General features: G+C 63.0%; 24 protein-coding genes. 11 read left to right on the top strand and 13 right to left on the bottom strand.

Annotation, left to right across the window (positions count from 1 at the left end):
- From tal to RhoBH5_RS01180, 10 genes are all read left to right on the top strand, one after another.
- Positions 1–1,125 carry a transaldolase gene (tal, locus tag RhoBH5_RS01135; protein WP_039972890.1) on the top strand — a complete coding sequence of 375 codons (1,125 nt, stop codon included), beginning with the start codon at positions 1–3 and terminating at the stop codon, positions 1,123–1,125.
- Between the two features lie 4 nt (positions 1,126–1,129).
- Complete coding sequence (gene zwf, locus RhoBH5_RS01140) at positions 1,130–2,674, top strand: glucose-6-phosphate dehydrogenase (protein WP_003944956.1); 1,545 nt, start codon at positions 1,130–1,132, stop codon at positions 2,672–2,674.
- Positions 2,674–3,582: a glucose-6-phosphate dehydrogenase assembly protein OpcA gene (opcA, locus tag RhoBH5_RS01145; RefSeq protein WP_270007864.1), complete on the top strand. Its 909-nt coding sequence runs from the start codon at positions 2,674–2,676 to the stop codon at positions 3,580–3,582. Before zwf ends, opcA begins: the two co-directional genes overlap by 1 nt.
- Positions 3,575–4,315 (top strand): 6-phosphogluconolactonase, encoded by a 741-nt coding sequence (gene pgl / locus RhoBH5_RS01150; RefSeq protein ID WP_054188220.1) that lies wholly within the window; start codon positions 3,575–3,577, stop codon positions 4,313–4,315. Before opcA ends, pgl begins: the two co-directional genes overlap by 8 nt.
- A 325-nt stretch (positions 4,316–4,640) precedes the next feature.
- Positions 4,641–5,564 carry an SDR family oxidoreductase gene (locus RhoBH5_RS01155; protein WP_270007865.1) on the top strand — a complete coding sequence of 308 codons (924 nt, stop codon included), beginning with the start codon at positions 4,641–4,643 and terminating at the stop codon, positions 5,562–5,564.
- A 206-nt stretch (positions 5,565–5,770) separates the two neighbouring features.
- Entirely contained in the window at positions 5,771–6,115 is a 345-nt protein-coding gene (locus RhoBH5_RS01160) for an iron chaperone (RefSeq protein WP_007727947.1), read from the top strand.
- A 108-nt stretch (positions 6,116–6,223) separates the two neighbouring features.
- Complete coding sequence (locus RhoBH5_RS01165) at positions 6,224–6,871, top strand: AAA family ATPase (protein WP_270007866.1); 648 nt, start codon at positions 6,224–6,226, stop codon at positions 6,869–6,871.
- Positions 6,872–6,898: 27 nt separating this feature from the next.
- On the top strand, positions 6,899–7,219 hold the full coding sequence (locus tag RhoBH5_RS01170) for a TfoX/Sxy family protein (RefSeq protein WP_003944891.1): 321 nt from the start codon (positions 6,899–6,901) through the stop codon (positions 7,217–7,219).
- 134 nt (positions 7,220–7,353) lie between these two features.
- Positions 7,354–7,602, top strand: a complete 249-nt coding sequence (locus RhoBH5_RS01175; protein ID WP_207624530.1) for a hypothetical protein — start codon at positions 7,354–7,356, stop codon at positions 7,600–7,602.
- Between the two features lie 172 nt (positions 7,603–7,774).
- Positions 7,775–8,287, top strand: a complete 513-nt coding sequence (locus RhoBH5_RS01180) for a hypothetical protein (RefSeq protein WP_230587563.1) — start codon at positions 7,775–7,777, stop codon at positions 8,285–8,287.
- On the opposite strand, the gene RhoBH5_RS01185 is transcribed toward RhoBH5_RS01180, so the two are convergent.
- From RhoBH5_RS01185 to secG, 3 genes are all read right to left on the bottom strand, one after another.
- Positions 8,274–9,059 carry an oxidoreductase gene (locus RhoBH5_RS01185; RefSeq protein WP_042919818.1) on the bottom strand — a complete coding sequence of 262 codons (786 nt, stop codon included), beginning with the start codon at positions 9,057–9,059 and terminating at the stop codon, positions 8,274–8,276. The two genes, RhoBH5_RS01180 and RhoBH5_RS01185, sit on opposite strands and share 14 nt — an antisense overlap.
- A 104-nt stretch (positions 9,060–9,163) precedes the next feature.
- Positions 9,164–11,938: a phosphoenolpyruvate carboxylase gene (gene ppc, locus RhoBH5_RS01190; RefSeq protein ID WP_007727963.1), complete on the bottom strand. Its 2,775-nt coding sequence runs from the start codon at positions 11,936–11,938 to the stop codon at positions 9,164–9,166.
- 103 nt (positions 11,939–12,041) lie between these two features.
- Positions 12,042–12,275 carry a preprotein translocase subunit SecG gene (gene secG / locus RhoBH5_RS01195; RefSeq protein ID WP_003944946.1) on the bottom strand — a complete coding sequence of 78 codons (234 nt, stop codon included), beginning with the start codon at positions 12,273–12,275 and terminating at the stop codon, positions 12,042–12,044.
- A 209-nt stretch (positions 12,276–12,484) separates the two neighbouring features.
- Between secG and RhoBH5_RS01200 the strand changes: the two genes are divergently transcribed.
- Positions 12,485–13,285 (top strand): tyrosine-protein phosphatase, encoded by an 801-nt coding sequence (locus tag RhoBH5_RS01200; RefSeq protein WP_118607251.1) that lies wholly within the window; start codon positions 12,485–12,487, stop codon positions 13,283–13,285.
- Between the two features lie 89 nt (positions 13,286–13,374).
- Here RhoBH5_RS01200 and tpiA read toward each other — a convergent pair whose 3' ends face one another.
- The 10 genes from tpiA to RhoBH5_RS01250 form a co-directional block, all read right to left on the bottom strand.
- Entirely contained in the window at positions 13,375–14,160 is a 786-nt protein-coding gene (tpiA, locus tag RhoBH5_RS01205; protein WP_007727965.1) for a triose-phosphate isomerase, read from the bottom strand.
- 6 nt (positions 14,161–14,166) lie between these two features.
- Positions 14,167–15,378 (bottom strand): phosphoglycerate kinase, encoded by a 1,212-nt coding sequence (locus tag RhoBH5_RS01210; protein ID WP_003944901.1) that lies wholly within the window; start codon positions 15,376–15,378, stop codon positions 14,167–14,169.
- 17 nt (positions 15,379–15,395) lie between these two features.
- Positions 15,396–16,415, bottom strand: a complete 1,020-nt coding sequence (gene gap, locus RhoBH5_RS01215; protein WP_003944851.1) for a type I glyceraldehyde-3-phosphate dehydrogenase — start codon at positions 16,413–16,415, stop codon at positions 15,396–15,398.
- A gap of 158 nt (positions 16,416–16,573) precedes the next feature.
- Positions 16,574–17,551 carry a DNA-binding protein WhiA gene (gene whiA, locus RhoBH5_RS01220; protein ID WP_021344225.1) on the bottom strand — a complete coding sequence of 326 codons (978 nt, stop codon included), beginning with the start codon at positions 17,549–17,551 and terminating at the stop codon, positions 16,574–16,576.
- A complete protein-coding gene (locus tag RhoBH5_RS01225; RefSeq protein WP_270007867.1) occupies positions 17,548–18,612 on the bottom strand; it encodes a gluconeogenesis factor YvcK family protein in 1,065 nt (354 codons plus the stop codon). Before RhoBH5_RS01225 ends, whiA begins: the two co-directional genes overlap by 4 nt.
- The gene (gene rapZ, locus RhoBH5_RS01230; RefSeq protein ID WP_270007868.1) at positions 18,609–19,508 is read right to left on the bottom strand and encodes an RNase adapter RapZ; all 900 of its coding nucleotides are present in this window, start codon (positions 19,506–19,508) and stop codon (positions 18,609–18,611) included. The genes RhoBH5_RS01225 and rapZ overlap by 4 nt, the downstream gene beginning before the upstream one ends.
- A complete protein-coding gene (uvrC, locus tag RhoBH5_RS01235) occupies positions 19,505–21,697 on the bottom strand; it encodes an excinuclease ABC subunit UvrC (RefSeq protein ID WP_270007869.1) in 2,193 nt (730 codons plus the stop codon). Before uvrC ends, rapZ begins: the two co-directional genes overlap by 4 nt.
- A 74-nt stretch (positions 21,698–21,771) precedes the next feature.
- Positions 21,772–22,245 (bottom strand): PH domain-containing protein, encoded by a 474-nt coding sequence (locus RhoBH5_RS01240; RefSeq protein WP_054826645.1) that lies wholly within the window; start codon positions 22,243–22,245, stop codon positions 21,772–21,774.
- Positions 22,242–22,739, bottom strand: coding sequence for a 6,7-dimethyl-8-ribityllumazine synthase (gene ribH, locus RhoBH5_RS01245; protein WP_003944999.1), 498 nt, complete (start codon positions 22,737–22,739; stop codon positions 22,242–22,244). Before ribH ends, RhoBH5_RS01240 begins: the two co-directional genes overlap by 4 nt.
- The gene (locus tag RhoBH5_RS01250; protein WP_270007870.1) at positions 22,736–24,010 is read right to left on the bottom strand and encodes a bifunctional 3,4-dihydroxy-2-butanone-4-phosphate synthase/GTP cyclohydrolase II; all 1,275 of its coding nucleotides are present in this window, start codon (positions 24,008–24,010) and stop codon (positions 22,736–22,738) included. Before RhoBH5_RS01250 ends, ribH begins: the two co-directional genes overlap by 4 nt.
- Positions 24,011–24,105 lie beyond the last annotated feature (95 nt).

Consider the following 24,105-nt stretch of genomic DNA (forward strand, 5'->3'; position numbering starts at 1 on the left):
ATGACACAGAACGTGAATACCGAAAAGCTCTCCGCTGCAGGCGTTTCCATCTGGCTCGACGACCTCTCGCGGGATCGCATCCAGTCCGGCAACCTGCAGAACCTCATCGACACGAAGTCGATCGTGGGTGTCACGACCAACCCGTCGATCTTCCAGGCGGCACTGTCCAAGGGATCGGCGTACGACGCTCAGGTCCGTGAGCTCGCACAGCGCGGCGCCGATGTCGACGCCACCATCACCGCGGTGACCACCGACGACGTGCGTGCTGCGTGCGACATCCTGGCTCCGCAGTTCGAGGCGTCGAACGGCGTCGACGGCCGCGTGTCCATCGAAGTCGATCCTCGCCTGGCTCACGACACCGACGCCACCGTCGCGCAGGCGATCGAGCTGCACAAGATCGTCGATCGTCCGAACGTCCTGATCAAGATCCCCGCGACGCTGGCAGGCATTCCCGCCATCGCCAAGGTGATCGGTGAGGGCATCAGCGTCAACGTCACCTTGATCTTCTCGGTCGAGCGCTACGAAGCTGTCATGGGCGCATACCTGGAAGGTCTGGACACCGCCAAGGCTGCCGGCCGCGACATCTCGTCCATCGAGTCGGTCGCCTCGTTCTTCGTCTCCCGCGTGGATTCCGAGATCGACAACCGCCTCACGGCAATCGGCACGCCGGAAGCCCTCGAGCTTCGTGGCAAGGCTGCACTCGCAAACGCGCGTCTGGCGTACAACGCGTACCAGCAGATCTTCGAGGTGCAGCCGCGCTTCCAGGCTCTTCTGGCCGACGGCGCCAAGGCTCAGCGTCCGCTGTGGGCGTCGACCGGCGTGAAGAACCCGGATTACCCCGACACGCTCTACGTCACCGAGTTGGTTGCGCCGAACACGGTCAACACCATGCCGGAGAAGACGCTCGACGCTCTCGCCGACCACGGCGAGATCACCGGCGACACGATCTCGGGCACCGCTCAGGAGTCACAGGCGGTCTTCGATCAGCTCGCTGCAGTCGGCATCGATCTTGCGGACGTGTTCAAGGTCCTCGAGACTGAGGGCGTCGACAAGTTCGAGGTGTCCTGGAACGAGTTGCTCGACGCAACCGCCGAGCAGCTCCGCGCAGCAACCCAGAAGAGCTGAGCCTGTGAGCGATTCCGCGGCGGCATCAGATTGGGTGAATCCCCTTCGGGACAGCACCGACAAACGGCTTCCGCACATTGCGGGGCCCTGCGCCCTGGTGATTTTCGGTGTTACCGGCGACCTTGCCAGGCGCAAGCTCATGCCCGCCATCTACGACCTCGCCAACCGTGGACTGTTGCCGCCCGGATTCGCTCTGGTCGGGTTTGCCCGGCGTGACTGGACGGACGAGGACTTCGCGAACGTCGTCCTCGAAGCAGTCAAGGACGGTGCTCGCACCAAGTTCCGTCAGGACGTCTGGGAGAGGCTCGCTGAAGGTATCCGGTTCGTGGAGGGCAGTTTCGACGAGGCCGAGGCCTTCCAGAACCTGTCCGACACGTTGGCCACGCTCGACAACGAACGTGGTATCGGCGGCAATCACGGTTTCTACCTTGCGATTCCGCCCAACGCGTTTCCTCAGGTGCTCGAGCAACTGTCGGCGTCGGGCCTCGCGCAGGCCGAGGACGGTCAGTGGCGACGAGTCGTCATCGAGAAGCCGTTCGGCCACGACCTCGAGAGCGCTCGCGAACTGAACGCCGTCGTCAACAAGGTGTTCCCCGAGGACACGGTCTTCCGTATCGACCACTACCTCGGTAAGGAAACCGTCCAGAACATTCTGGCTCTGCGCTTCGCGAACCAGTTGTTCGATCCGATCTGGAACGCGCACTACGTCGACCACGTTCAGATCACGATGGCCGAGGACATCGGCCTCGGTGGACGCGCCGGGTACTACGACGGCATCGGCGCGGCCCGTGACGTGATCCAGAACCACCTGCTGCAGTTGCTCGCGTTCACGGCGATGGAAGAACCCATCAGCTTCGAGCCGCTCAATCTGCAGGCGGAGAAGATCAAGGTCCTCTCGGCTACTCGCCTTGCCGAGCCCCTCGACGAGACCACCGCCCGCGGCCAGTACGCGGGCGGCTGGCAGGGTGGGCTGCCGGTGGTCGGGCTCCTCGAAGAAGACGGCTTCGCAGCGGACTCCATCACGGAGACCTTTGCCGCCATCACCCTCGAGGTCGACACCCGCCGCTGGGCGGGTGTGCCGTTCTACCTGCGCACGGGCAAACGACTGGGCCGTCGCGTCACCGAGATCGCGGTGGTGTTCAAACGTGCACCGCACCTACCGTTCGACAAGACGATGACCGAAGACCTCGGCCAGAACGCTCTGGTCATCCGCGTGCAGCCCGACGAGGGCGTCACCATGCGGTTCGGTTCGAAGGTTCCCGGATCGAGCATGGAAGTCCGTGACGTCAACATGGACTTCTCGTACGGCCAGGCTTTCACCGAGTCGTCTCCGGAGGCGTACGAGCGACTCATTCTCGACGTGTTGCTCGGTGAGCCGTCACTCTTCCCGGTCAACGCCGAAGTCGAATTGTCTTGGGAAATCCTCGATCCCGTCCTCGAACACTGGGCAGCCGGCGGCAAGCCGGAACCCTACGAGGCTGGAACGTGGGGACCACCGTCTGCGGACGAAATGATGCAACGCACCGGACGCGAATGGAGGCGACCCTAGTGATTCTCGATTTGCCCTCCACCACCACGGTCCAGGTCAGCAAGAAACTGGTCGAGGTGCGTAAGACCGGCGGCGCTGTCACCTTGGGGCGAGTGCTGACGCTCGTCGTCTGCACCAGGGACACCGGGAATGCCGAGGAAGCCATCGAGGCCGCCAACGAAGCAAGCCGCGAGCACCCTTGCCGCGTCATCGTGCTTCTGCGTGGCGACGAGCAGAGTGAGCCCAGGCTCGATGCTCAGATCCGTGTCGGCGGGGACGCCGGCGCCTCGGAGGTTGTCGTGTTGCGTCTCTACGGTCCGCTTGCGGATCACGAGAGCAGCGTCGTCATCCCGTTCCTGCTCCCCGACACCCCGGTAGTCGCGTGGTGGCCCCTCGAGGCACCCGAGATTCCGGCGAAGGACCCCGTCGGGAAGCTCGCGATACGGCGTATCACCGATGCCACCGGCACCCCCGATCCGACCGCCACCATCAAGGGGCGACTCGCGTCGTACACCGCCGGCGATACCGATCTCGCCTGGAGTCGCGTCACCTACTGGCGCGCGCTCCTCGCATCGGCTCTCGATCAGCCGCCGCACGAGAAGATCACCTCAGCGGTGGTCTCCGGTCTCAAAACCGAACCGGCACTGGATATTCTCGCCGGTTGGTTGGCGGCCAAGATCGACGGTCCGGTCATTCGGCGTACGGGTGAGCTGACGGTCGAGTTGAAGCTCGAGACTCGCAGCATCTCCATCAGTCGTCCTCAGGAGGGCACGACCGCTACGTTGATCCGCACCGGTCAGCCTGACGCGCTGGTTTCTCTGGGTCGTCGAGAGACACGCGATTGCCTCGCCGAGGAATTGCGTCGGCTCGATCCGGACGAGATCTACGAGGAAGCTCTGGCCGGATTGGAGAAGGTGACCTATGAGTGATGTTGTCGTGGAGAAGTTTTCCGACGCCGGCCAACTTGTCGACGCTGCCGCCGCACGCCTGGTCACGACCATCGTCGATGCCCAGAAGGCTCGCGGGTTTGCGTCCATCGTGCTGACTGGCGGTGGAACCGGCATCGCACTTCTCGAGAAGTTGCGTGAAGCTACCGGCGACATCGACTGGTCGCAGATCGATCTGTACTGGGGCGACGAACGGTTCCTGCCGTCCGGCGATCCCGAGCGGAACGAAGTGCAAGCACGTGAGGCGCTTCTCGATCATGTGCCGGTCGATCCCGACAGGGTACATGCGATGGCCGCATCCGACGGTATCTACGACGGTGATCCACACGGGGCGGCGACGGCGTACGAACAACTGCTGGGCGCTCAGGCACACGGGAATCAGGTTCCGACGTTCGACGTGCACCTGCTCGGTATGGGCGGCGAAGGACACGTCAACTCGTTGTTCCCGCACACCGACGCTGTTCGCGAAGAAGCGCGTTTCGTAGTCGCGGTGACGGACTCCCCCAAGCCGCCACCGGTGCGGATCACCCTCACGTTGCCTGCTGTTCGGCGAGCCAAAGAGGTCTGGCTGCTCGTCTCGGGTGCTGCAAAGGCCGAGGCCGTTGCCAAAGCCGTCGGAGGTGCTTCGGCCGACGACTGGCCGTCCGCCGGCGCCACCGGTTTGGTTGCGACACGTTGGTTCCTCGATACGGACGCTGCCTCGCAGCTTCCCTGATCTGATTTCACAGATCTGATTTCACACCGGTCGGGAATCGTCTTCCGGCGATTCCCGGCTTGGTGGTACGTCGACGACTTTCTCACCGTGGCGACTTTCGACTACCCGCCGAGTCCGGATCCGATGCGAATTTCCTTTTGACGGAACGGAACTCAATCCCGAGATTCCGTTTCTCCAACCAGCACTGCGCCCCACACAACGATTCATCTCTCCCCCTGCCTCCTTCATCCGAATGATTACTACCTTGGACGCCGCGAAGTAAGGTTCGGTTCCGCAGATCGCGTTCACTCTTGAACGAAGCAATCCAGGCGAGAACAATCGAACAATGTCGTGGACACCGAATCCGGACGCACTTCGCGGGCGAGTGGCTGTAGTTGCCGGGGCGACGAGGGGCGCCGGACGCGGAATCGCCGCGGCCTTGGGCGAGGCCGGTGCAACCGTCATCTGCACTGGCCGGAGCACATCTGCCGGAATTCTTCAGTCGGACTATCCGCGCGGAGAGACCATCGAAGAGACGGCAGAGCTGGTCACCGACCTGGGTGGCGTCGGCGTGCCGATTGCCGTCGATCATCTCAAGAGCAAACAAGTGGCTGATCTCGCCGAACGCTTGCGAATCGACTATCACCATATCGACATCTTGGTCAACGACATCTGGGGCGCGGAATTACTCAAGGGTGGGCCGGCGGAGTGGAACACGCCGGTATGGGAACACGATCTGGACAAGGGGTTTCACATCTTGCGTCTGGCAATCGACACCCACATCACCACGTCGCACCACCTCCTGCCGCTCATGACTGATCGGCCGGGCGGACTGGTCGCCGAAATAACCGATGGCACTACCGAATACAACGCATCGAACTATCGCATCTCGGTGTTCTACGACTTGGCCAAGGTGTCCGTGAACAGGCTCGCATTTTCGCAAGGCCACGAACTTGCCCCGTTCGGATGTACTGCCGTCGCCATCACTCCCGGGTTCCTGCGATCGGAGATGATGCTCGACAATTTTGGTGTCGGCGAATCGAATTGGCGTGACGCTCTGTTGTCGGAGCGGGATGGTCCGACTGCGCCCGCGGATTTCGCACGCTCCGAGTCACCAAGATTCATCGGACGTGCGATCGCGGCCATCGCTGCCGATCCGAATCGACAGCGATGGAATCAGCGATCGGTCAGTTCAGGCGAACTCGGAACGGAATACGGGTTCACCGACGCGGACGGCAGCCGCCCCGATTTCTGGCATTACCAACGCTGAACGTGACTAGTCAACGATCTTCCGACGAGCCGTCTATCTCGCGGTAAGACCACCCCCACAGAAAGCGCCTTGCGTTGGTCAGGTAGGCGCGCAGATGCGTGAGCATGCCGGCGAACTCCCAAGGTTCCAGATTTTTCATACCTAATGGTCTCATTTGTCCCCCAAGTCGCCGCAATTGGGAGTCGGAGCGCGATTATGATCCGCGCATGGCCGAATTCGCGACGATCAACGAATACATCGCTTCGTTTCCCACCGACGTGCAACCAGCCCTCGAGAGTATCCGCGAGACGATTCACAACACGGTTCCAGGCCTCGATGAGACCATCAGCTATCAGATGCCGACCATGACGGTGAACGGAAAGAACCTGATTCACTTCGCAGGCTGGAAAAACCACATCTCGATGTACCCGCTCCCGGCAGGTGATGCAGAGTTCGAGAAGTCCGTCGACCCGTACCGGGCTGCGAAATCAACGGTGAAGTTCCCGCTGAACAAACCGATCCCTCTCGACCTCGTGGCCCGAATCGTCGAATTGCTCGCGCAGCGCCACTAGCTCCAGTTTCCCGTCGGAGCCCTGTGAGAGCGTATGGCCGTGCAGAGACAACCCATCCGACGCATCAAGACCGGGACATCGTCAGGCGCTGACGTAGGCAGCTGGCCGATGACGGTACCCGCTGTTGCGCAGATCGTTCAGGACGGTCTCGAACTTCCACCGGGTGTCACCATTCTGGTCGGCGAAAACGGAGCGGGAAAGTCGACCGTCATCGAAATTCTTGCCGCCGTTCTCGGTCTCAATGCCGAAGGCGGGTCGACCAATACGCGGCATCAGACTCGATCGAGTGAACCGGGCGGCCTCGACCTTGTGGTCGAGCGGAGTCCCGGCGCATCGAAGTGGGCGTACTACCTCCGAGACGAAACCCTGCACGGTTTGTACACGTACTTGGAGGACAACCCCAATCCCAAGCGACCTGAACCGCTTTACCATCACCTCTCCCACGGTGAGGCGCTGCTCGAGATCCTGTCGTCGAGGACCTCCGACGGCGGCTTCTATCTCATCGACGAACCCGATGCCGCACTCTCCTTCCAGGGGACCCTGACACTGGCGGCGCTGCTCGGCAAGCTGGTGGAATCCGGCGCGCAGGCGGTGATCGCGACGCACTCGCCGATCATCGCGGCGCTGCCGAACGCCAACCTGCTCGAGATCGGAGAATGGGGAATCCGAGCCTCGAGCTGGGAGGACCTCGATCTGGTGTCGAACTGGCAGCGGTTCCTTCACGACCCGCACACGTACCTGCGCCATCTGATCTAACCTGGAACTCCACCCCAGGAGGCCTCCATGGCATACGACAAAGCGCTGGCTGAGCGTATCCGCGATGCGCTCTCGGGCGAGGACGACGTCGAGGAAGTAAAGATGTTCGGTGGGCTGAGCTTCATGGTGAACGGGAAGCTGGCCGCCAGTGCGAACTCACACGGCAACATCATGGTTCGGTGTGACCCCGATCGAGTCGACGAGCTTCTGACGCACAAGGGTGCAAGCTGGCCCGAGATGCGGGGTAAGCCGATGAGCAAGGGATGGATCGTCGTCGACCGAACCGGGACGAGTTCGAACGTCGAATTCAACGCGTGGATCAAGGAAGCTCTGGACTTCGTTCACTGACAGCTGGGGTGCGTTGCCGAAGATATCTGACGAGACTGGTGTGGCCGCGGGCTCTCGCGTCGATGAGAGACTGAACCGTGCCCGATCGACCTGAGATTGTCTGTATCTGCGGCTCTGCGCGATTCGCTGAAGAGATGCGGGAGGCGAACCGCGACCTGACGTTCGCGGGCGTGATCGTCGTCGCGCCGGTTGAAGCAGACGAGGCGGTCTCTGTCGAGCAGAAGAACCTGCTCGACGCGCTCCATCTGCGCAAGATCGACCTCGCCGATCGGGTTCTGGTCGTCAACCCTCGCGGATACATCGGTGAGTCCACGCGCCGAGAGATCGCGTACGCGCGCGCCGCCGGCAAACCAGTGTCGTTCACGACGCCGTTTGATCAGTAAGCGCCTCGTCGGTGCGGGCCGCAACGAATATTCTCACGCCGAGTTGCTCGAGCCCTAGCGCCGGTTCGATCAATTTCGCTCGATTCGGCAAAAGTGAACTGGGCGGCCCTTAGACTCCGGAAAAGCATTGGATTGGGCGGCTCGACGCCGCGGAGGAAAGGTGGTCCGTCGCGTGACGTTCACACCCAATCAGCCGGATCACCAACGCGCCTTCGGGTTTCAGACGCCGTCGACCCGCGCAATTCCCTCCCTCATGCCCGACCGTTTCGGACCTAGCCTCATCGGATCGCTCTGGGCGTGCGCCGGGATCGTCGCCGGAAGCCTCGGCCCGTGGACGTCATCCTCTGCGCTGGACCACAGTGGTGTCGACGAATGCGGAGCGATCACTCTCGTCCTCGCTCTGTGCGCGGTGACCGCGTTGATCACCCTCATGGTTCGAGACGTCACGCCCGAGATCAAGAATCACTGCACCGGCCCTTTGGTCGGAATCGCGGTATTGATCGTTGCCGTCGGAAACGCCGCGTCCATCGTGCGACGTAGTACCGAGTTCGCAGGGCACACTGCCGGACCGTCCATCGGGTGGGGACTGTGGGTGGTCATCGCGTCCGCAGTGATCCTGTGCATCACGTCGTCGACCGTCGCGCACATGATCAGGTTTCAGGCAGCAATGATCACAAGGTCTTGATCAGACCGCCGTCGATCACGAAATCCGCGCCTGTCACGTTCCCCGCACGATCGCTGGCGAGGAACAACACCAGGTCGGCAACCTCTTCGGGGAAGGTAAACCGCCCAGTCTCGGCTCCGGCCGCGGCGCTTTCGACGATGTCGTCGGCGGCTGATCCACTCGCCTTCGCCAGCGTCGAGGCCACTCCGTGCTTGCCGAGCCACAACTCCGTTTGCACCGGGCCAGGGCTGACGGTATTGACGCGGATCCCCTGCCCGCCCAGTTCTTTCGACAACGACTTCGAGAAGTTGGTCAATGCCGCTTTGGCGGCGCTGTAGTCGATCACCGTGGGGTCAGGTAAGAATGCGTTGACCGAACTGATCGTCACGATGCTCCCTCCACCTCGGCGGATCAACTCCGGCAGCGCAGCGCGAACAGTGCGTACAGCAGACAAGAACGTCAGATTGAACGACGCCGCCCACTCTTCGTCCGTGATGGCCGCGAAACCGCTCGTTCTCGGGGTGACGGCGCCGACGTTGTTGACCAGGATGTCGACGCCGCCCCTCGCTGCTGCAACCTCGAGCAGTCGGGTTGATCCTTCGACACTCGCGAGGTCGACGCCGACAAAGGTGACGGCGCCGCCGGACTGCAGCGATTCGAGTTCCGGCGAGAGCGTCCGCGAGCCCGCGACGACGTGGACTCCCTCGGCCACCAGGGCCCGAGTGATCGCCAACCCGATACCTTTTCCCGCGCCGGTAACGACGGCAGTTCGTCCGTCCAATTGCAGATCCACTGCGGTCCCCGTTCGGTCCGGTGCGCAGCGTTGGGTGTGCGTGCGACAGCTCTAGAGTCGCCGCACGCACACCCTGGTAAACCTGCAGAACCAGCCGCTGTTACCTAGCCACTGTTACGAAGCGCAGTGGCCAGGCCGTTCATCGTCAGCTGGATACCCCGACGCACCTGATCGCTCTCGTCGCCGGAACGGTACCGACGGATCAGCTCGACCTGTAGATGGTTGAGAGGTTCGAGGTACGGGAACCGGTTGTGGACCGAACGCTCGAGGCCCGAGTTGTCGGCAAAGAGGTTCTCGTTGCCCGTGATTGCCTTGTACATGCGAATTGTGCGTTCGTGCTCGTCGGTGATCATTCCGAAGACTCGATCGCGCAGTTCGGCGTCGGGCACGAGGTCCGCGTACCGGGCCGCCAAACCGAGATCCGACTTCGACATCACCATGGCCATGTTCGAGAGCACGGTTCGGAAGAACGGCCACTTCTCGTACAGGGCCGTCAACGTGGCAAGCCGAGTATCGTCTCCGTCTATCCATCTTTCGAACGCGGCGCCGGTTCCGTACCAACCCGGAAGCATCACGCGAGACTGACTCCACGAGAGCACCCAGGGAATCGCTCGCAGGTCGGAGATCGCCTTGGTCTGCTTGCGAGAGGCCGGACGAGAGCCGATGTTGAGTGCCCCGATCTCGGCGACCGGTGTCGACGCTTCGAAGTACTGCACGAATCCTGGTGTGTCGTGCACCAATTCGCTGTACGCGGTGCGGGCGAGGGCCGCGAGCTCGTCCAGTACCGCGTAGGCAGCGTCGGCATCGCTGCCGAGTCCTTCGACGTCGAGCAACGTCGACTCGATAGTCGCGGCGATGAGTGTTTCGAGGTTGCGATGTGCCAGACGCGGTTCGGCGTACTTGGCCGCAATCACCTCACCCTGCTCGGTGATTCGCAGAGAACCAGCGACTGCACCGGGAGGCTGAGCCAGAATCGCTTCGTAACTCGGTCCGCCGCCACGTCCGACGGTTCCGCCGCGGCCGTGGAAGAGCCTCAACCTGATTCCGCTCTTACGCGCGGCATCGACGAGGTCGAGTTCGGCACGGTACAGCGCCCAGTTGGCTGCCAGGTACCCGCCGTCCTTGTTCGAGTCGGAGTACCCGAGCATCACTTCTTGACTGTCACCACGGGAACGGACGATCGCACGATAGATCGGGATGTCGAGCGTCGCCAGCAATGTGTCGGCGCCGCCCTGCAGATCCTCGATCGTCTCGAACAACGGCACGATGCCGATCGGGCACGAGGGCTCGCTACCGACGCCCGGATCGAGCACCCCGACCTCTTTGAGCAGCACTGCGGCCTCGAGCATGTCACTGACCGAGGTACACATGCTGATGATGTAGTTGGGTACCGCACCCGCTCCGAGAACCCGCATTGCCTTGGCACCGGCCGCCATGATGGCCAGTTCCTTGGTGGTCAATTCGCTGAACTCGGCGTCCGGCGAAGTCAGTGGTCGCCGCGTCGTCAACTCGGCCGACAGCAATTCGACTCGATCGGCTTCCGGCAAGGACGCATAGTCCGGGTGAACTCCGGCCCACGCCAGAAGTTCTGCGACGACGCTTTCGTGTACCTCGGAGTTCTGCCGCATATCCAGACCGGACAGGTGAAAGCCGAACACCTCCACCGCTTCTCGGAGCCGATCGAGTCGATCGTCGGCGATGGTCTCGTCACCGAAACGACGCAACGAGGTGTCGATGATTCCGAGATCCCGCTGCAACTGTGCCGGGTCGGTGTACGCCTCGAGTCCGTCGTCGGACCCGTGGGCGGGCAACTCCCCCAGTACCGTCAGTGCTGTGGCGCTCAAGCGCCCGCGGATACCGCGAATCGCGCGACGGTACGGCTCGTCGGCCCTGAAGGCAGAGTCGTCGCCGGAGGTAGACGCCAGCAGATCGAGTTCGGGCGTGACGGAAACCAGCCGCGCCGACATCGACAGTTCACGCTCGAGATGTTCGAGTTCCTCGAGGTGATGCTCGAGAGCAGTCGCCGCAGCGCGCGACGTGGCGCGCTGGACGATTTCGCCGGTCACGTACGGATTGCCGTCTCGGTCACCGCCGATCCACGAACCCGGCCTCAGGATCGGTTCCGGCAGGAGCCCGGCGTCCGGCCAACGAGTGCGCAGAGCTTTGCGAACCTCGGCGTTGATCTTCGGAATCACCTCGAACAACGCTGCGTCGTAGTAGCGCAGGCCTACCTCGATTTCATCCTGGATGCGGAGGCGGCTGAGCCGGATCAGAGCCGTCTGCCACAGGGTCAGGATCTGACGGCGCAATTGCAGATCGACATCAGCGGTTTCTGCGACGCTCAGCGCCGTGCGCTCGCGGTATCGCATCAACTCGGTGATCCGACTCTGCGTCTCGAACACCGTACGGCGTCGAGTCTCCGTCGGGTGAGCGGTGATGACGGGTGAGACCAGGGCGCCCCGCAGCGCTTCTTCGACGGTGGCCGAATCGATATCGGCTGCATCAAGTTTGGTGTACGTGGCCGCGAGAGTGCTGTCGCGGGGCGGTTCCCCCGCATTGACGTGGATGGCCCGTCGACGCTCGCGATGGATGTCCTCGGCCAGGTTGGCGAGCAGTGCGAAGTGACTGAACGCCCGGATGACGGGAATGGCGTCGTCCGTACTGATTTCGGCGAACAGCGACACCAGTTCGGCGCGATCGATCTCCGAACGACGGACTCGGAACGACTCGACACGGGCTCGCTCGACCAGATCGAACACATTGTCGCCGGCTTGCTCTCGCACTATTTGTCCGAGTATTCCGCCGAGAAGCCGGATGTCTTCGCGCAGCGGCTCGGTGGCCTCTCGCGGTGTTTCTCGATGCGACGCGGTTTCAGTCATCACACAATTATCGACCGAAACAAAGAACCCCGCTCGATAGGCGGGGTTCCGTGTCTGAAATTCGTGTGTGAAAAACTACCGGCTGTAAGTCATGAGCCGAGAATCAGGCGAACTTGATCTCCAGGCCGATGCCGACGATCGAAATGAGCCAGATCAACGCGGTGAAGACCGTCAACCGGTCGAGGTTCTTCTCGACAACAGTCGATCCGGACAGGCTGGACTGGACACCGCCACCGAACAGACTCGACAAACCGCCGCCCTTACCGCGATGCAGGAGCACCAAGGCGATGAGGAGCAAGCTGGTGATGACCAGCAGGATATCCAGGAACAGTTTCATGTCTGTCTACGTCCACCAATCCAATAGGGACAACTACAACCGATAACACCATACAGGCGCGCGCAGATAGCCTGACCACATACCCGCCTCGCACATGACTTTGCACCCGGCCAGGCACGACTCTTGGTCAGTGGCATCGATCACACTGTCGAGATACCGATTCAGTAGTTTTTCAGTTGACGCGACTCTACCTCCGAAAGGCCGGCTCCATGCTTTCCGACACTGCCCTGCCCAACACTGCCCTGCCCGAGACACCCCTGCCTGACACACCGCGTCTGGCTTCGATTCACAACTTCCGCGACGTGGCCGGCCCCGGGTACGTCACGACCAGCGGACAGGCGATGAGCCGCGGAGTCTTCTACCGTGCAAACGTACTGACGCCCTCGCCCGAGGATCTTGCAATCGTGGAATCGCTGGGGCTGACCGCCGTCTATGACGTGCGCTCCGAAACCGAGGCGAACGAAACTCCCGACATCGTGCCGGCGCCGGCGATGTACGCCCACATTCCCATCCTGTCCGGAAACATCCACGCCGAAGCGATGGCTCTCCGAACAGCGGACGCTGCAACAGCTTTCATGCAGAACATCAATCGCAGCTTTGTCGCAGACCCCGTCACTCGGAACGGATTTTCGCAGTTGTTCGCCGCCCTGGCGACCACCGAGGGGCCGCAACTCTTCCACTGCACGGCGGGCAAGGACCGAACAGGTTGGGCGGCAGCACTACTGCAGACACTCGCTGGTGTACCGCGCGAAACGATCACGGCGGACTACCTGCTCACGAACACGTACTCGGCCGAGTACATCGATGCAACAGTCGCGAAGATCGCCGCTGCCACAGATGCAGACAAGGGCGAGGTGATCCGGTTGCTGCTTTCCGTCGACGCGAGTTACCTGGGCGCTGCCTTCGAGCAGGTCGAGCACCACTACGGGACCGTCGAGAACTATCTGACCGCCGGGTTGGAGCTTGCTCCCGAACTCGTCGGCGCTCTGGAAACCAAACTGGTGAGCTGACTCGCGAACAAAAAACTGCGGGTGTGTGACCTACTCGGTCACACACCCGCAGTCTTAGTCTCGAGCAGTTTCAGCTCACTACCCGATCATCACGGGAGTGGACCGCCTGCAGCGATCGCAGACAGTGTCGCGAACTCGTCAGCCTTGAGTGACGCGCCGCCGACAAGAGCGCCGTCGACGTCGGTCTGGCCGACGATCTCTCCGACGTTCTTCGAGCTGACGCTACCGCCGTACAGAACGCGAACGCCGGCCGCGACCTCGGCGTCGGCAAGTTCGGCCACTGTTGCTCGTACCGCAGCACACACTTCCTGTGCATCGGCGGCAGAAGCGACACGGCCGGTGCCGATGGCCCAGACAGGTTCGTACGCAATGACGATCTTGGAGATCTCCTCCGCGCTCAGGCCCGCCAACGAACCCTTGAGCTGGTCGACGTTGTAGGCGACATGCTCGCCCGCTTCGCGGATCTCGAGGCCTTCGCCGATGCACACGATCGGCGTGAGGCCGTTCTTGAGAGCAGCCTTCGTCTTCGCGAGGACGGTCTCGTTGGTCTCACCGTGAAGGGTGCGACGCTCGGAGTGGCCGACCACGACGAAGGTGCAACCGAGCTTGGCCAGCATGGAGCCGCTGATCTCGCCCGTGAACGCACCCGAGTCTTGAGCCGAGACATCTTGCGCGCCGTACGTGAGGAGGAGCTTGTCGCCCTCGATCAGCGTCTGGACGCTTCGGATGTCGGTGAACGGCGGGATGACCGTGACGTCCACTTTGTCGAAGTACTTCGCAGGCAAGGAGAAAGCGATCTTCTGCACCAGGGCGATAGCCTCGAGGTGGTTCAGATTCATCTTCCAGTTGCCGGCGATCAACGGCTTACGTGCCATGTCGGATCAGCCTTCCAGTACTGCGATGCCAGGCAGCTCTTTGCCCTCGAGGTACTCGAGGGAAGCGCCACCACCGGTGGAAATGTGCGAGAAGCCCTCGTCCGGGATACCGAGTTGACGAACGGCTGCTGCGGAGTCGCCGCCGCCGACGACGCTGAAGGCGCCCTTCTCGGTTGCCTCCACGATTGCCTCGGCGACACCGCGGGTGCCTGCCTCGAACTTCGGGAACTCGAACACGCCCATCGGGCCGTTCCAGAACACCGTCTTGGCGCCGGTCAGGATCGCGGCAAAGCGCTTGACCGACTCCGGTCCGATGTCCAGACCCATCCAGCCGTCGGGAATCTTGTCGAACGGAACGATCTTCGACTCGGCATCGGCCGAGAAGGAGTCCGCGACGACAACATCCTGAGGGATGTGGATGACGTCGGCGTACCGGTCGAGGAGATCCTTGCAGGTCTCGATCATGGACTCTTCGCATAGCGAATTGCCCACGGAAACACCCTGAGCCGCGAGGAACGTGTAGAACATTCCGCCGCCGATCACCAGAGTGTCGACCTTCGGTGCCAGTGCCTCGATGACGGCCAGCTTGTCCGAGACCTTGGAGCCACCGAGCACCACCGCGTACGGACGCGCTGCGTCCTGCGTGAGCTTGGCGAGCACCTCGACCTCGGCGCCGACCAGGTATCCGGCGTAATGCGGGAGCAGCTTCGCGACGTCGAAGACCGACGCCTGCTTACGGTGAACAACACCGAATCCGTCGGAGACGAATGCGCCGTCGTCACCGACCAGCTCGACGAGAGCCTTGGCGAGCTTGACCCGCTCGGCTTCGTCCTTGCTGGTCTCGCGAGGGTCGAAACGGATGTTCTCGAGCATCAGGACGTCACCGTCGGTGAGTCCTTCGGAACGAGCCAGCGCGTCCTGTCCCACGACGTCACCGGCGAGTTGCACGTTGCGACCGAGGATTTCGGCCAACTTCGCGGCAACCGGTGCGAGGGAGAACTTGGGATCGGGCTGACCGTCGGGGCGCCCGAGGTGCGCGGTCACGATGACCTTCGCTCCACCCTCGGCGAGTGCCCGCAGGGTGGGAGCGGACGCGACGATGCGGCCCGGGTCCGTGATTTCTCCGCCATCCAACGGGACGTTGAGGTCGGAACGCACCAGTACGGTGCGCCCCTCGACCCCAGCGTCCAGCAGATCCTTCAGCGTCTGAACTGCCACTGTTATCGAAACTCCGCTCAGAGAGACTTGGCGACGAGGCCGATGAGGTCGGCGAGGCGGTTGGAGTAGCCCCACTCGTTGTCGTACCAGGAGACGATCTTGACCTGGTCGTCGATGACCTTCGTCAGACCCGAGTCGAAGATCGACGAGTGCGGGTCGGTGACGATGTCCGAGGAGACGATCGGTGCGTCGGTGTACTTCAGGATGCCCTTGAGGGGTCCTTCGGCAGCAGCCTTCATCGCAGCGTTGATCTCGTCGGCGGTGGCCGACTTCTTCAGGTTCGCGGTGAGGTCGGTGACCGAGCCCGTGGGGATCGGCACGCGCAGTGCGTAGCCGTCGAGCTTGCCGAGCAACTGCGGGAGAACCAGGCCGATTGCCTTGGCTGCACCGGTACCGGTGGGAACGATGTTGAGGGCAGCTGCGCGGGCGCGACGGAGGTCTGCGTGCGGAGCGTCCTGCAGGTTCTGATCCTGGGTGTACGCGTGGATCGTGGTCATCAGACCCTTGACGATGCCGAACTCGTCGTCGAGAACCTTGGCGATGGGGCCGAGGCAGTTGGTGGTGCACGACGCGTTGGAGATGATGTTCTGGCTGCCGTCGTACTTGTCGTCGTTGACGCCCATCACGATGGTGATGTCTTCACCCTTGGCCGGAGCCGAGATGATGACCTTCTTGGCGCCGGCTTCGAGGTGTCCCTTGGCCTTTGCGGCGTCGGTGAAGATGCCGGTGGACTCGACGACGACGTCGACGCCCAGCTCGCCCCAGGGAAGTTCGTTCAACGGGCCACGGTGTGCGAGGGCCTTGATGCGCTGATCGCCGACGACGATCGTGTCGTCACCGTCGAGCGACACGTCGTACGGCAAACGGCCGAGGATGGAGTCGTACTTCAGCAGGTGAGCGAGCGTCGCGTTGTCAGTCAGGTCGTTGACTGCCACGATCTCGATATCGGTGGTTCCGAGCGCCTTCTGCGCATCCACCGCCCTGAAGAAGTTACGTCCGATACGGCCGAAACCGTTTACGCCAACCCGGACAGTCACAATTCGCTCCTTTGACCATGATTCTGGTGTGCAACTTGACCCACGCATACTCCGAATCCGTGTGTGCACGACGCGGACGTGGGGTTCATCGGTCGATGTGACTCATACCCTAATGCGCGTGGCCCGAACGTGCGCAGCCCACCCTGACGGAGGGCAGGTCACCCCTCTTCGAGTAGCTCCACATTCACTGCGGATTCGGTGTCGGGTATGCCCGTTTCCTTGGCCTTGCGATCAGCCATGGACAGCAGGCGACGGATACGTCCGGCAACGGCGTCCTTGGTCATCGGCGGGTCGGCCAACTGGCCGAGTTCTTCGAGGGACGCCTGCCGATGCTCGACGCGCAGTGCACCCGCCGCCGCGAGGTGATCGGGCACGTCCTCACCGAGGATCTCCAACGCACGCTCGACGCGCGCAGCAGCCGCAACGGCAGCGCGAGCAGAGCGTCGCAGGTTTGCGTCGTCGAAATTGGCGAGACGATTGGCGGTGGCGCGGACCTCGCGTCGCATCCGCCTCTCCTCCCACACCAGACGTGTGTCCTGGGCTCCCATTCGGGTCAGGAGATCGCCGATGGCCTCACCGTCGCGGATCACCACACGATCCGTTCCGCGAACCTCACGTGCCTTCGCCGAGATCCCCAGACGCCGCGCAGCTCCAACCAGAGCAAGTGCAGCTTCCGGGCCGGGGCAGCTCACTTCGAGCGCCGACGAACGGCCGGGTTCGGTCAGGGAACCGTGCGCGAGGAACGCACCGCGCCACGCTGCTTCGGCGTCGCCGACACTTCCGCCGACGACCTGCGCAGGCAAGCCGCGAACCGGGCGCCCGCGAAGATCGAGCAGTCCCGTCTGGCGCGCGAGGGCCTCACCCTCCTTCGCTACACGCACGATGTAGCGAGCGGACTTTCGAAGCCCGCCCGCACTGAGTACGTGCACATCGGCACTGTAGGTGAACAGGTCGAATATCTCCCGGCGCAGACGTCGCGCCGTGGAGCCCAGATCCACCTCTGCTTCGACGACCACCCGGCCGCCGACGATGTGGAGCCCACCGGCAAAGCGCAGCAACGCGGAGACCTCTGCCTTGCGGCAGCTGACCTGAGTCACCACTAACCGGCTCAGTTCGTCCTTGACCTCCGCTGTCATTGCCACGAAGCGTTCTCCCTCTGTTCTTCGGATTGCTGTTCTTGCAGGGAAGACTGTGTCGAATCCCCTACTGCCGCACTGCTCGACAGTTCAGCCAGTACATCGGCCAGTTTTGCCGGATCGTGTACATGCGCTGCGCCCGGTGAGGTGTCCGCGACATCCGCGTACCTGACTTCGGCTGAAAATTGATCCGCCGCACGCTGCAGATGTTCACGTTCACGCCCGGCCGGTACCGACGCCGAGTCGACCACCACGTAGTCGACCCGGAAATCGGGCACGTGTTGGGAGAGTACGTGCAGGTGACGCTCCGCGGAGAATCCGGCGGTCTCCCCCGGCTCGGGTGCGAGATTGAGTACCAGTACCTTTCGAGCCTTCGTCGACGACAGTGATTCGACGAGTTCGGGTACCAGGACGTGTGGGATCACGCTCGAGAACCACGATCCCGGGCCGAGAACCACGAGATCGGCACGATCGATCGCAGTCACGGCATCGGGGCACGCGGGCGGATTGGACGGGAGCAGTCTCACACGCCGAACCTTGCCCGGGGTGGTCGCGACGGCAACCTGTCCACGAATGCAGCGGCTGACGCGGGGGTCCTCCTCGAGTCCCTGAACGTCGGCTTCGATCTCGAGCGCGATCGGCGACATCGGCAGCACACGGCCACGGATTCGCAGCAGTCGCGCCATCTCGTCGAGTGCGACGACCGGATCGCCGAGCACCTCGGTCAGTCCGGCCAGGATGAGATTGCCCACCGAATGCCCGGCAAGTGCGCCGACACCGCCGAAGCGATGCTGAATGGTCCGAGTCCAGTCGACTATCTCGGGTTCGTCCGACGCGAGAGCTGCCAGCGCCATCCGGAGGTCTCCAGGCGGGATGACGCCGAGTTCGGCGCGCAGCCGGCCCGACGAACCACCGTCGTCGGCGACCGTGACCACGGCGGTGACGTCGACCGTCAAGCCTCTGACGGCCTGGAGCGTGGCGAACAATCCGTGCCCGCCGCCGAGCGCGACGATGGCCGGCCCTTCGGGTGTCTCCCGCGAGCGATGTGTCGGTTCACTCATTCGCGCCCCAGATCCCGGTGCACGATGCTGACCGAGATGTCGTCCTCGGAACCCAAACGCCTCGCGAAAGCTTCGGACATGGCCACGCTTCGGTGCTTACCGCCGGTGCATCCGACCGCAATTGTCATGTAGCGCTTTCCTTCTCGTCGATATCCGGCGATCGTCAAATCCACCAGATGTCGGTAGGTGTCGAGATAGTCTTCCGCGCCCTCGCGGGACAACACGTAGTCGCGAACGTCGGCATCCTGACCGGTGTGCGGGCGAAGTTCAGGGATCCAGTGGGGATTGGGCAAGAAACGAACGTCACAGACGAGATCGGCGTCCATCGGCAGGCCGTACTTGAATCCGAACGACTGGACCGTCACCTTCATCGTGCGGTTGGCATCGTTCCCGAACGCCGTTTCGATCTTCTGACGCAGCTGATGCGCCTTCAGTGCCGACGTGTCGATGACCAGATCGGCGGCCGCCTTCACCACGGCCAACTGCCGACGCTCGGCTGCGATCCCTTCGGACAACGTGCCGTCGATGCCGTCGTTCTGCAACGGATGACTGCGGCGCACCTGTTCGAACCGTCGGATCAACACGTCGTCCGACGCTTCGAGGTACAGCACCCGAGTGTGGATCGGTTCCGCCTCGAGTTCGGTGAGCACCCACCCGAGATCGCCGGTGAAGAGTCGACTCCGCACGTCGATCACGACGGCGAGACGATCGACCGGCGGATCGGAGGTCAAGCTCAGACCGACCATTCGGGAAATGAGCTCAGGTGGCAAATTGTCCGCGACATACCAGCCGAGGTCTTCGAGCACCTTGGCAGCGGTACTCAAACCTGCTCCGGACAATCCCGTCACCAGCAGGAAATCCATCGTTCGACTGTCTTTGGCGCTGTCGGTAGTCACTGTGCACTCGGCCCCGTCGTCGGCATGGACAATTCTCGTGACTCGGAGCCCTCGTCATCGCTACCGGATTCGGCACTGGGCGCGTCAGCAGACGTAACAGACGATTCGGATTCCGTGTCCAGCTCATCATCCCCTACCGCGGCTCGCAGCGCTCGAGCTTCAGCGCCCGCGTCGGCTGCAGCCGAATCCGTGCCGAGTGCGGCCAGAACTGCTGTGGCGGTGGTCTCACCGATACCGGGGACCTGCATGATCTCCTCGACCGTTGCCGTTTTCAGCTTCGCCACGGAACCGAAGTGAGCCACCAGAGCGGTTCGACGAGTTTCACCGAGTCCCTTGACCGAATCCAGAGCCGAAGCCGTCATCCGCCTCGAGCGTTTGCTGCGATGGAACGTGATCGCGAAGCGGTGGGCTTCGTCTCGGATGCGCTGCAGTAGGTACAACGACTCGCTCGTCCGAGGGAGGATGACCGGATCTTCTTCCCCCGGTACCCATACCTCTTCGAGTCTTTTGGCCAACCCGACTACCGCGACGTCAGTGACCCCCAGCTCGTCGAGGACCGCCGCTGCCGCCGTGACCTGAGGGGCGCCGCCGTCCACGACGAACAGATTGGGCGGATAGGCGAACCGCCGAGGCCGGCCCGTCGCCGGGTCGATCGCCGCTTCGGGAGCCAGATCCCCACCGTCCGAGTCCATGGTCGACGCCGACGCCGCGAGGACGCCCAGGTCGCGGTTGTGGCGCAGGAACCGCCGACGCGTGATCTCCGCGATACTCGCGACGTCGTCGGAATGACCGTCGCCGGCAGCTTCCTTGATCGCGTAGTGGCGGTAGTCCGACTTACGCGGGAGCCCGTCCTCGAACACGACCAGTGACGCCACGACGTCGGTTCCCTGGACGTGACTGATGTCGATGCATTCGATTCGTAGCGGAGCCGAGTCCAGGTCCAGTGCTTCCTGGATGCCCTGCAGCGCCGCAGAACGCGAAGTGAAATCGCCGGCGCGCTTGAGCTTGTGCTGCGCCAGAGCCTCTTTCGCGTTTCGCTGGACTGTTTCGGCGAGGTCTTTCTTGTCGCCGCGTTGCGGAACCCGCAGTTGCACTTGCGATCCCCGAAGCTTGCTCAGCCACGCCTGGATCTCGGTCGCGTTTGCCGGCAGAACCGGCACCAGAACTTCCTTGGGAACTGCGCTGATCCCGGCCTCGGAACCCGCTCCCGGGTCGAGGGCCGCCTGCTCCCCGTAGAACTGGGTGAGGAACTGCTCGACCAGGATCGGCAGGTCGGACTCGGCGTCGAGTGCGGCCCAGTCGATGGCGTCGCCTGCCTTCTCCACGACCCATCCACGCTGACCCCGCACGCGTCCGCCCCGCACGTGGAACACCTGAACGGCGGCTTCGAGATCATCGGTGGCAAAGGCGACGAGATCGGCGTCGGTGCCGTCACCGAGTACGACGGCCTGCTTCTCGAGCGCCTTGCGCAAAGCCCCGATATCGTCACGCAGACGGGCTGCGGTCTCGAAGTCGAGGTCCTCGGAAGCCTGCTGCATGCGCTTTTCGAGATCTTTGACCAACTTGTCCGTGCGGCCGGCGAGGAAGTCGCAGAAATCTTCGACGATCTGACGATGCTCCTCGGCGCTGACTCGCCCGACGCAGGGCGCCGAGCACTTGTCGATGTAGCCGAGCAGACACGGCCGGCCGATCTGGTTGTGTCGTTTGAAGACTCCGGACGAGCACGTTCGTGCGGGAAAGACTCGTAGCAGCAGATCGAGTGTTTCGCGGATCGCCCAGGCATGGGAGTAGGGACCGAAGTAGCGGACACCCTTGCGCCGCGGACCGCGGTAGACGAACAAGCGCGGGAACTCTTCGTTGAGCGTCACAGCGAGAACCGGATACGTCTTGTCGTCGCGGTACCGGACGTTGAACCGCGGATCGAATTCCTTGATCCAGTTGTACTCGAGCTGAAGCGCTTCGACTTCGGTACTGACGACGGTCCACTCGACGCTGCCGGCGGTGGTCACCATCTGCCGAGTACGGGGATGAAGTGTCGTGACGTCCGCGAAGTACGAGTTCAAACGTGAACGGAGGCTTTTCGCCTTTCCGACGTAAATGACCCGACCATGCGGATCGCGAAATTTGTAGACGCCCGGCGCAGCCGGAATGGTTCCGGTAGCGGGGCGGTAAGTCGAGGGATCCGGCACGGTTTCAGGTTAGTCGCCGCCACCGACCGACTCGGAAACGCGCAGGATGCGGGCACCGAACCGGTCGGAAGACGTCAGTTGCTCTTGTGCGCGACCGGTGCGTAGCGGTCGGCCAGTTCGCGGAACTTACCGACCGTGTCGACGGCGTACTCGCGGTCGTTGGACTGGATCGCCATCACTGCCATGTACTCGTCGTCGGGCAATTCGATGCGTGCCCAGGCGGCACCGTCGGGGAACGAGAGTCCCTCGAACAGATCCCAGTCGACGATCTTCTCGCCCAGGATGTTTCGTACGGCAATACCCTGCTTGCCCACCTTGACCCGGGGCCGCGTCAACATCAGCACACCGAGAGCCAGAATGGTGCCGATGCCTGCCATCGCGATCTGGTCCGCGGCACGGAAGTACACGCCGGTGGACCCCTGGCGAAGCAGGAGTGCCAGTGTGACGTGAACGATCACCAGGAGGACGGCAACTCCGATCGCGTATCGCGTCGACTTACGCGGTGACGCGATCAGTTCCCAGTTCTCATGGTCGCCGGGTGTACTCATCGAAACGAATCCTCGGTCCATGGTGCTCGGAGATGGCGCAGGGTCACTGCGGTGTCCAGTGCGGCGGCGCAGGCCTGTGCGCCTTTGTCCTCGACGCTACCCGGCAGACCCGAACGGTCAAGAGCCTGCTGCTCGGTGTCGGTGGTCAGGACACCGTTCCCCACGGGGGTGCTTTCGTCGAGCGAGACGCGTGTGAGGCCCGCGGTGACCGCGTCGCACACGTACTCGAAGTGCGGCGTACCGCCGCGGATGACAACACCGAGAGCGACGACGGCGTCGTGCGTGCGCGCCAATGCCTGCGCAACGACCGGCAGTTCGATCGCGCCGGCGACACGGACCAGTGTCACGTCCTTGATCTGTGCTTCCTGCGCGACGCGCTGCGCGCCCGCGATCAGGGCCTCGGAGATCGTCGCGTGCCACTGCCCGGCAACGATCGCCAGCTTCAGATCCTTGGCCTCGGCGATCGCGAGCTGCGGCTGACCTTCGCCGCTCACAGTGCGGTTCCCGGCTGTGTGGTGTTATGGTTCGCCTCGTACTCGTCCAGTCCGATCAGATCGTGCCCCATCCGATCGCGCTTGGTGCGCAGGTAGGTGAGGTTCTCCGCATTCGCGCGCAACGGCATCGGAACACGATCGGTGATCTGCAGGCCGTAGCCGTCCAGACCCACACGCTTGGCCGGGTTGTTGGTCAGCAGACGCATCGACGAGATCCCCAGATCGACGAGGATCTGGGCACCGATGCCGTAGTCACGGGCGTCCGCCGGCAGGCCGAGTTCGAGATTGGCGTCGACGGTGTCGGAACCGGCGTCCTGGAGCTGGTAGGCCTGCAGCTTGTGCATGAGACCGATGCCACGACCCTCGTGCCCGCGCATGTACAGAACAACGCCGCGGCCCTCCTGGGCGACCATGTCCAGTGCGGCGTCGAGCTGCGGGCCGCAATCGCACCGCAGCGAACCGAAGACGTCGCCGGTGAGGCACTCGGAGTGAACGCGGACGAGTACGTCGCTACCGTCGCCGTCGGGGCCTGCGATGTCGCCGCGCACCAGCGCAACGTGCTCGACCTCGTCGTAGATGCTGGTGTAGCCGACAGCGGTGAACTCACCGTGGCGGGTGGGGATGCGGGCCTCGGCGATGCGCAGTACGTGCTTCTCGTGCTTGCGACGCCACGCGATGAGGTCGGCGATCGAGATCAGAGCAAGGTTGTGTTCGTCGGCGAAGACTCGCAACTCGTCGGTCTGAGCCATCGCGCCTTCGTCCTTCTGGCTGACGATTTCGCAGATGACGCCGGCAGGACGCAGGTCCGCCATGCGGGCGAGGTCGACTGCAGCTTCCGTGTGGCCAGGACGACGCAGTACTCCGCCTTCCTTCGCGCGGAGCGGAACGACGTGACCGGGGCGAGTGAAATCGTTGGCACCGGATTCGGGGTTGGCGAGCAGACGCATCGTCGCAGCGCGGTCCGACGCCGAGATGCCGGTACCGATTCCCTCACGGGCGTCGACCGTGACGGTGTACGCCGTGCCGTGCTTGTCCTGGTTGGTGGCGTACATCGGGGGCAGGCCCAACCGATCACAATCGTCACCGTCGAGCGGCACGCACAGGTAGCCGGAGGTGTACCTGACCATGAACGCCACCAGTTCCGGGGTGGCCTTCTCGGCGGCGAAGATGAGGTCGCCCTCGTTCTCGCGATCCTCGTCGTCCACGACGACAACAGCTTTACCTGCAGCGATATCTGCTACTGCGCGCTCGATACTGTCGAACCTGGTCACGTGCTCGCACTCCAAAGTCTTGACTTTTCACATCATCGAATACAACAAGTGCATCCGACGGATGCACTGACAACCCTACGACCAATCGGACGGGT

Origin of the sequence: Rhodococcus sp. BH5 (assembly GCF_027583855.1) — a bacterium.
Lineage (GTDB): Bacteria > Actinomycetota > Actinomycetes > Mycobacteriales > Mycobacteriaceae > Rhodococcus_F > Rhodococcus_F qingshengii.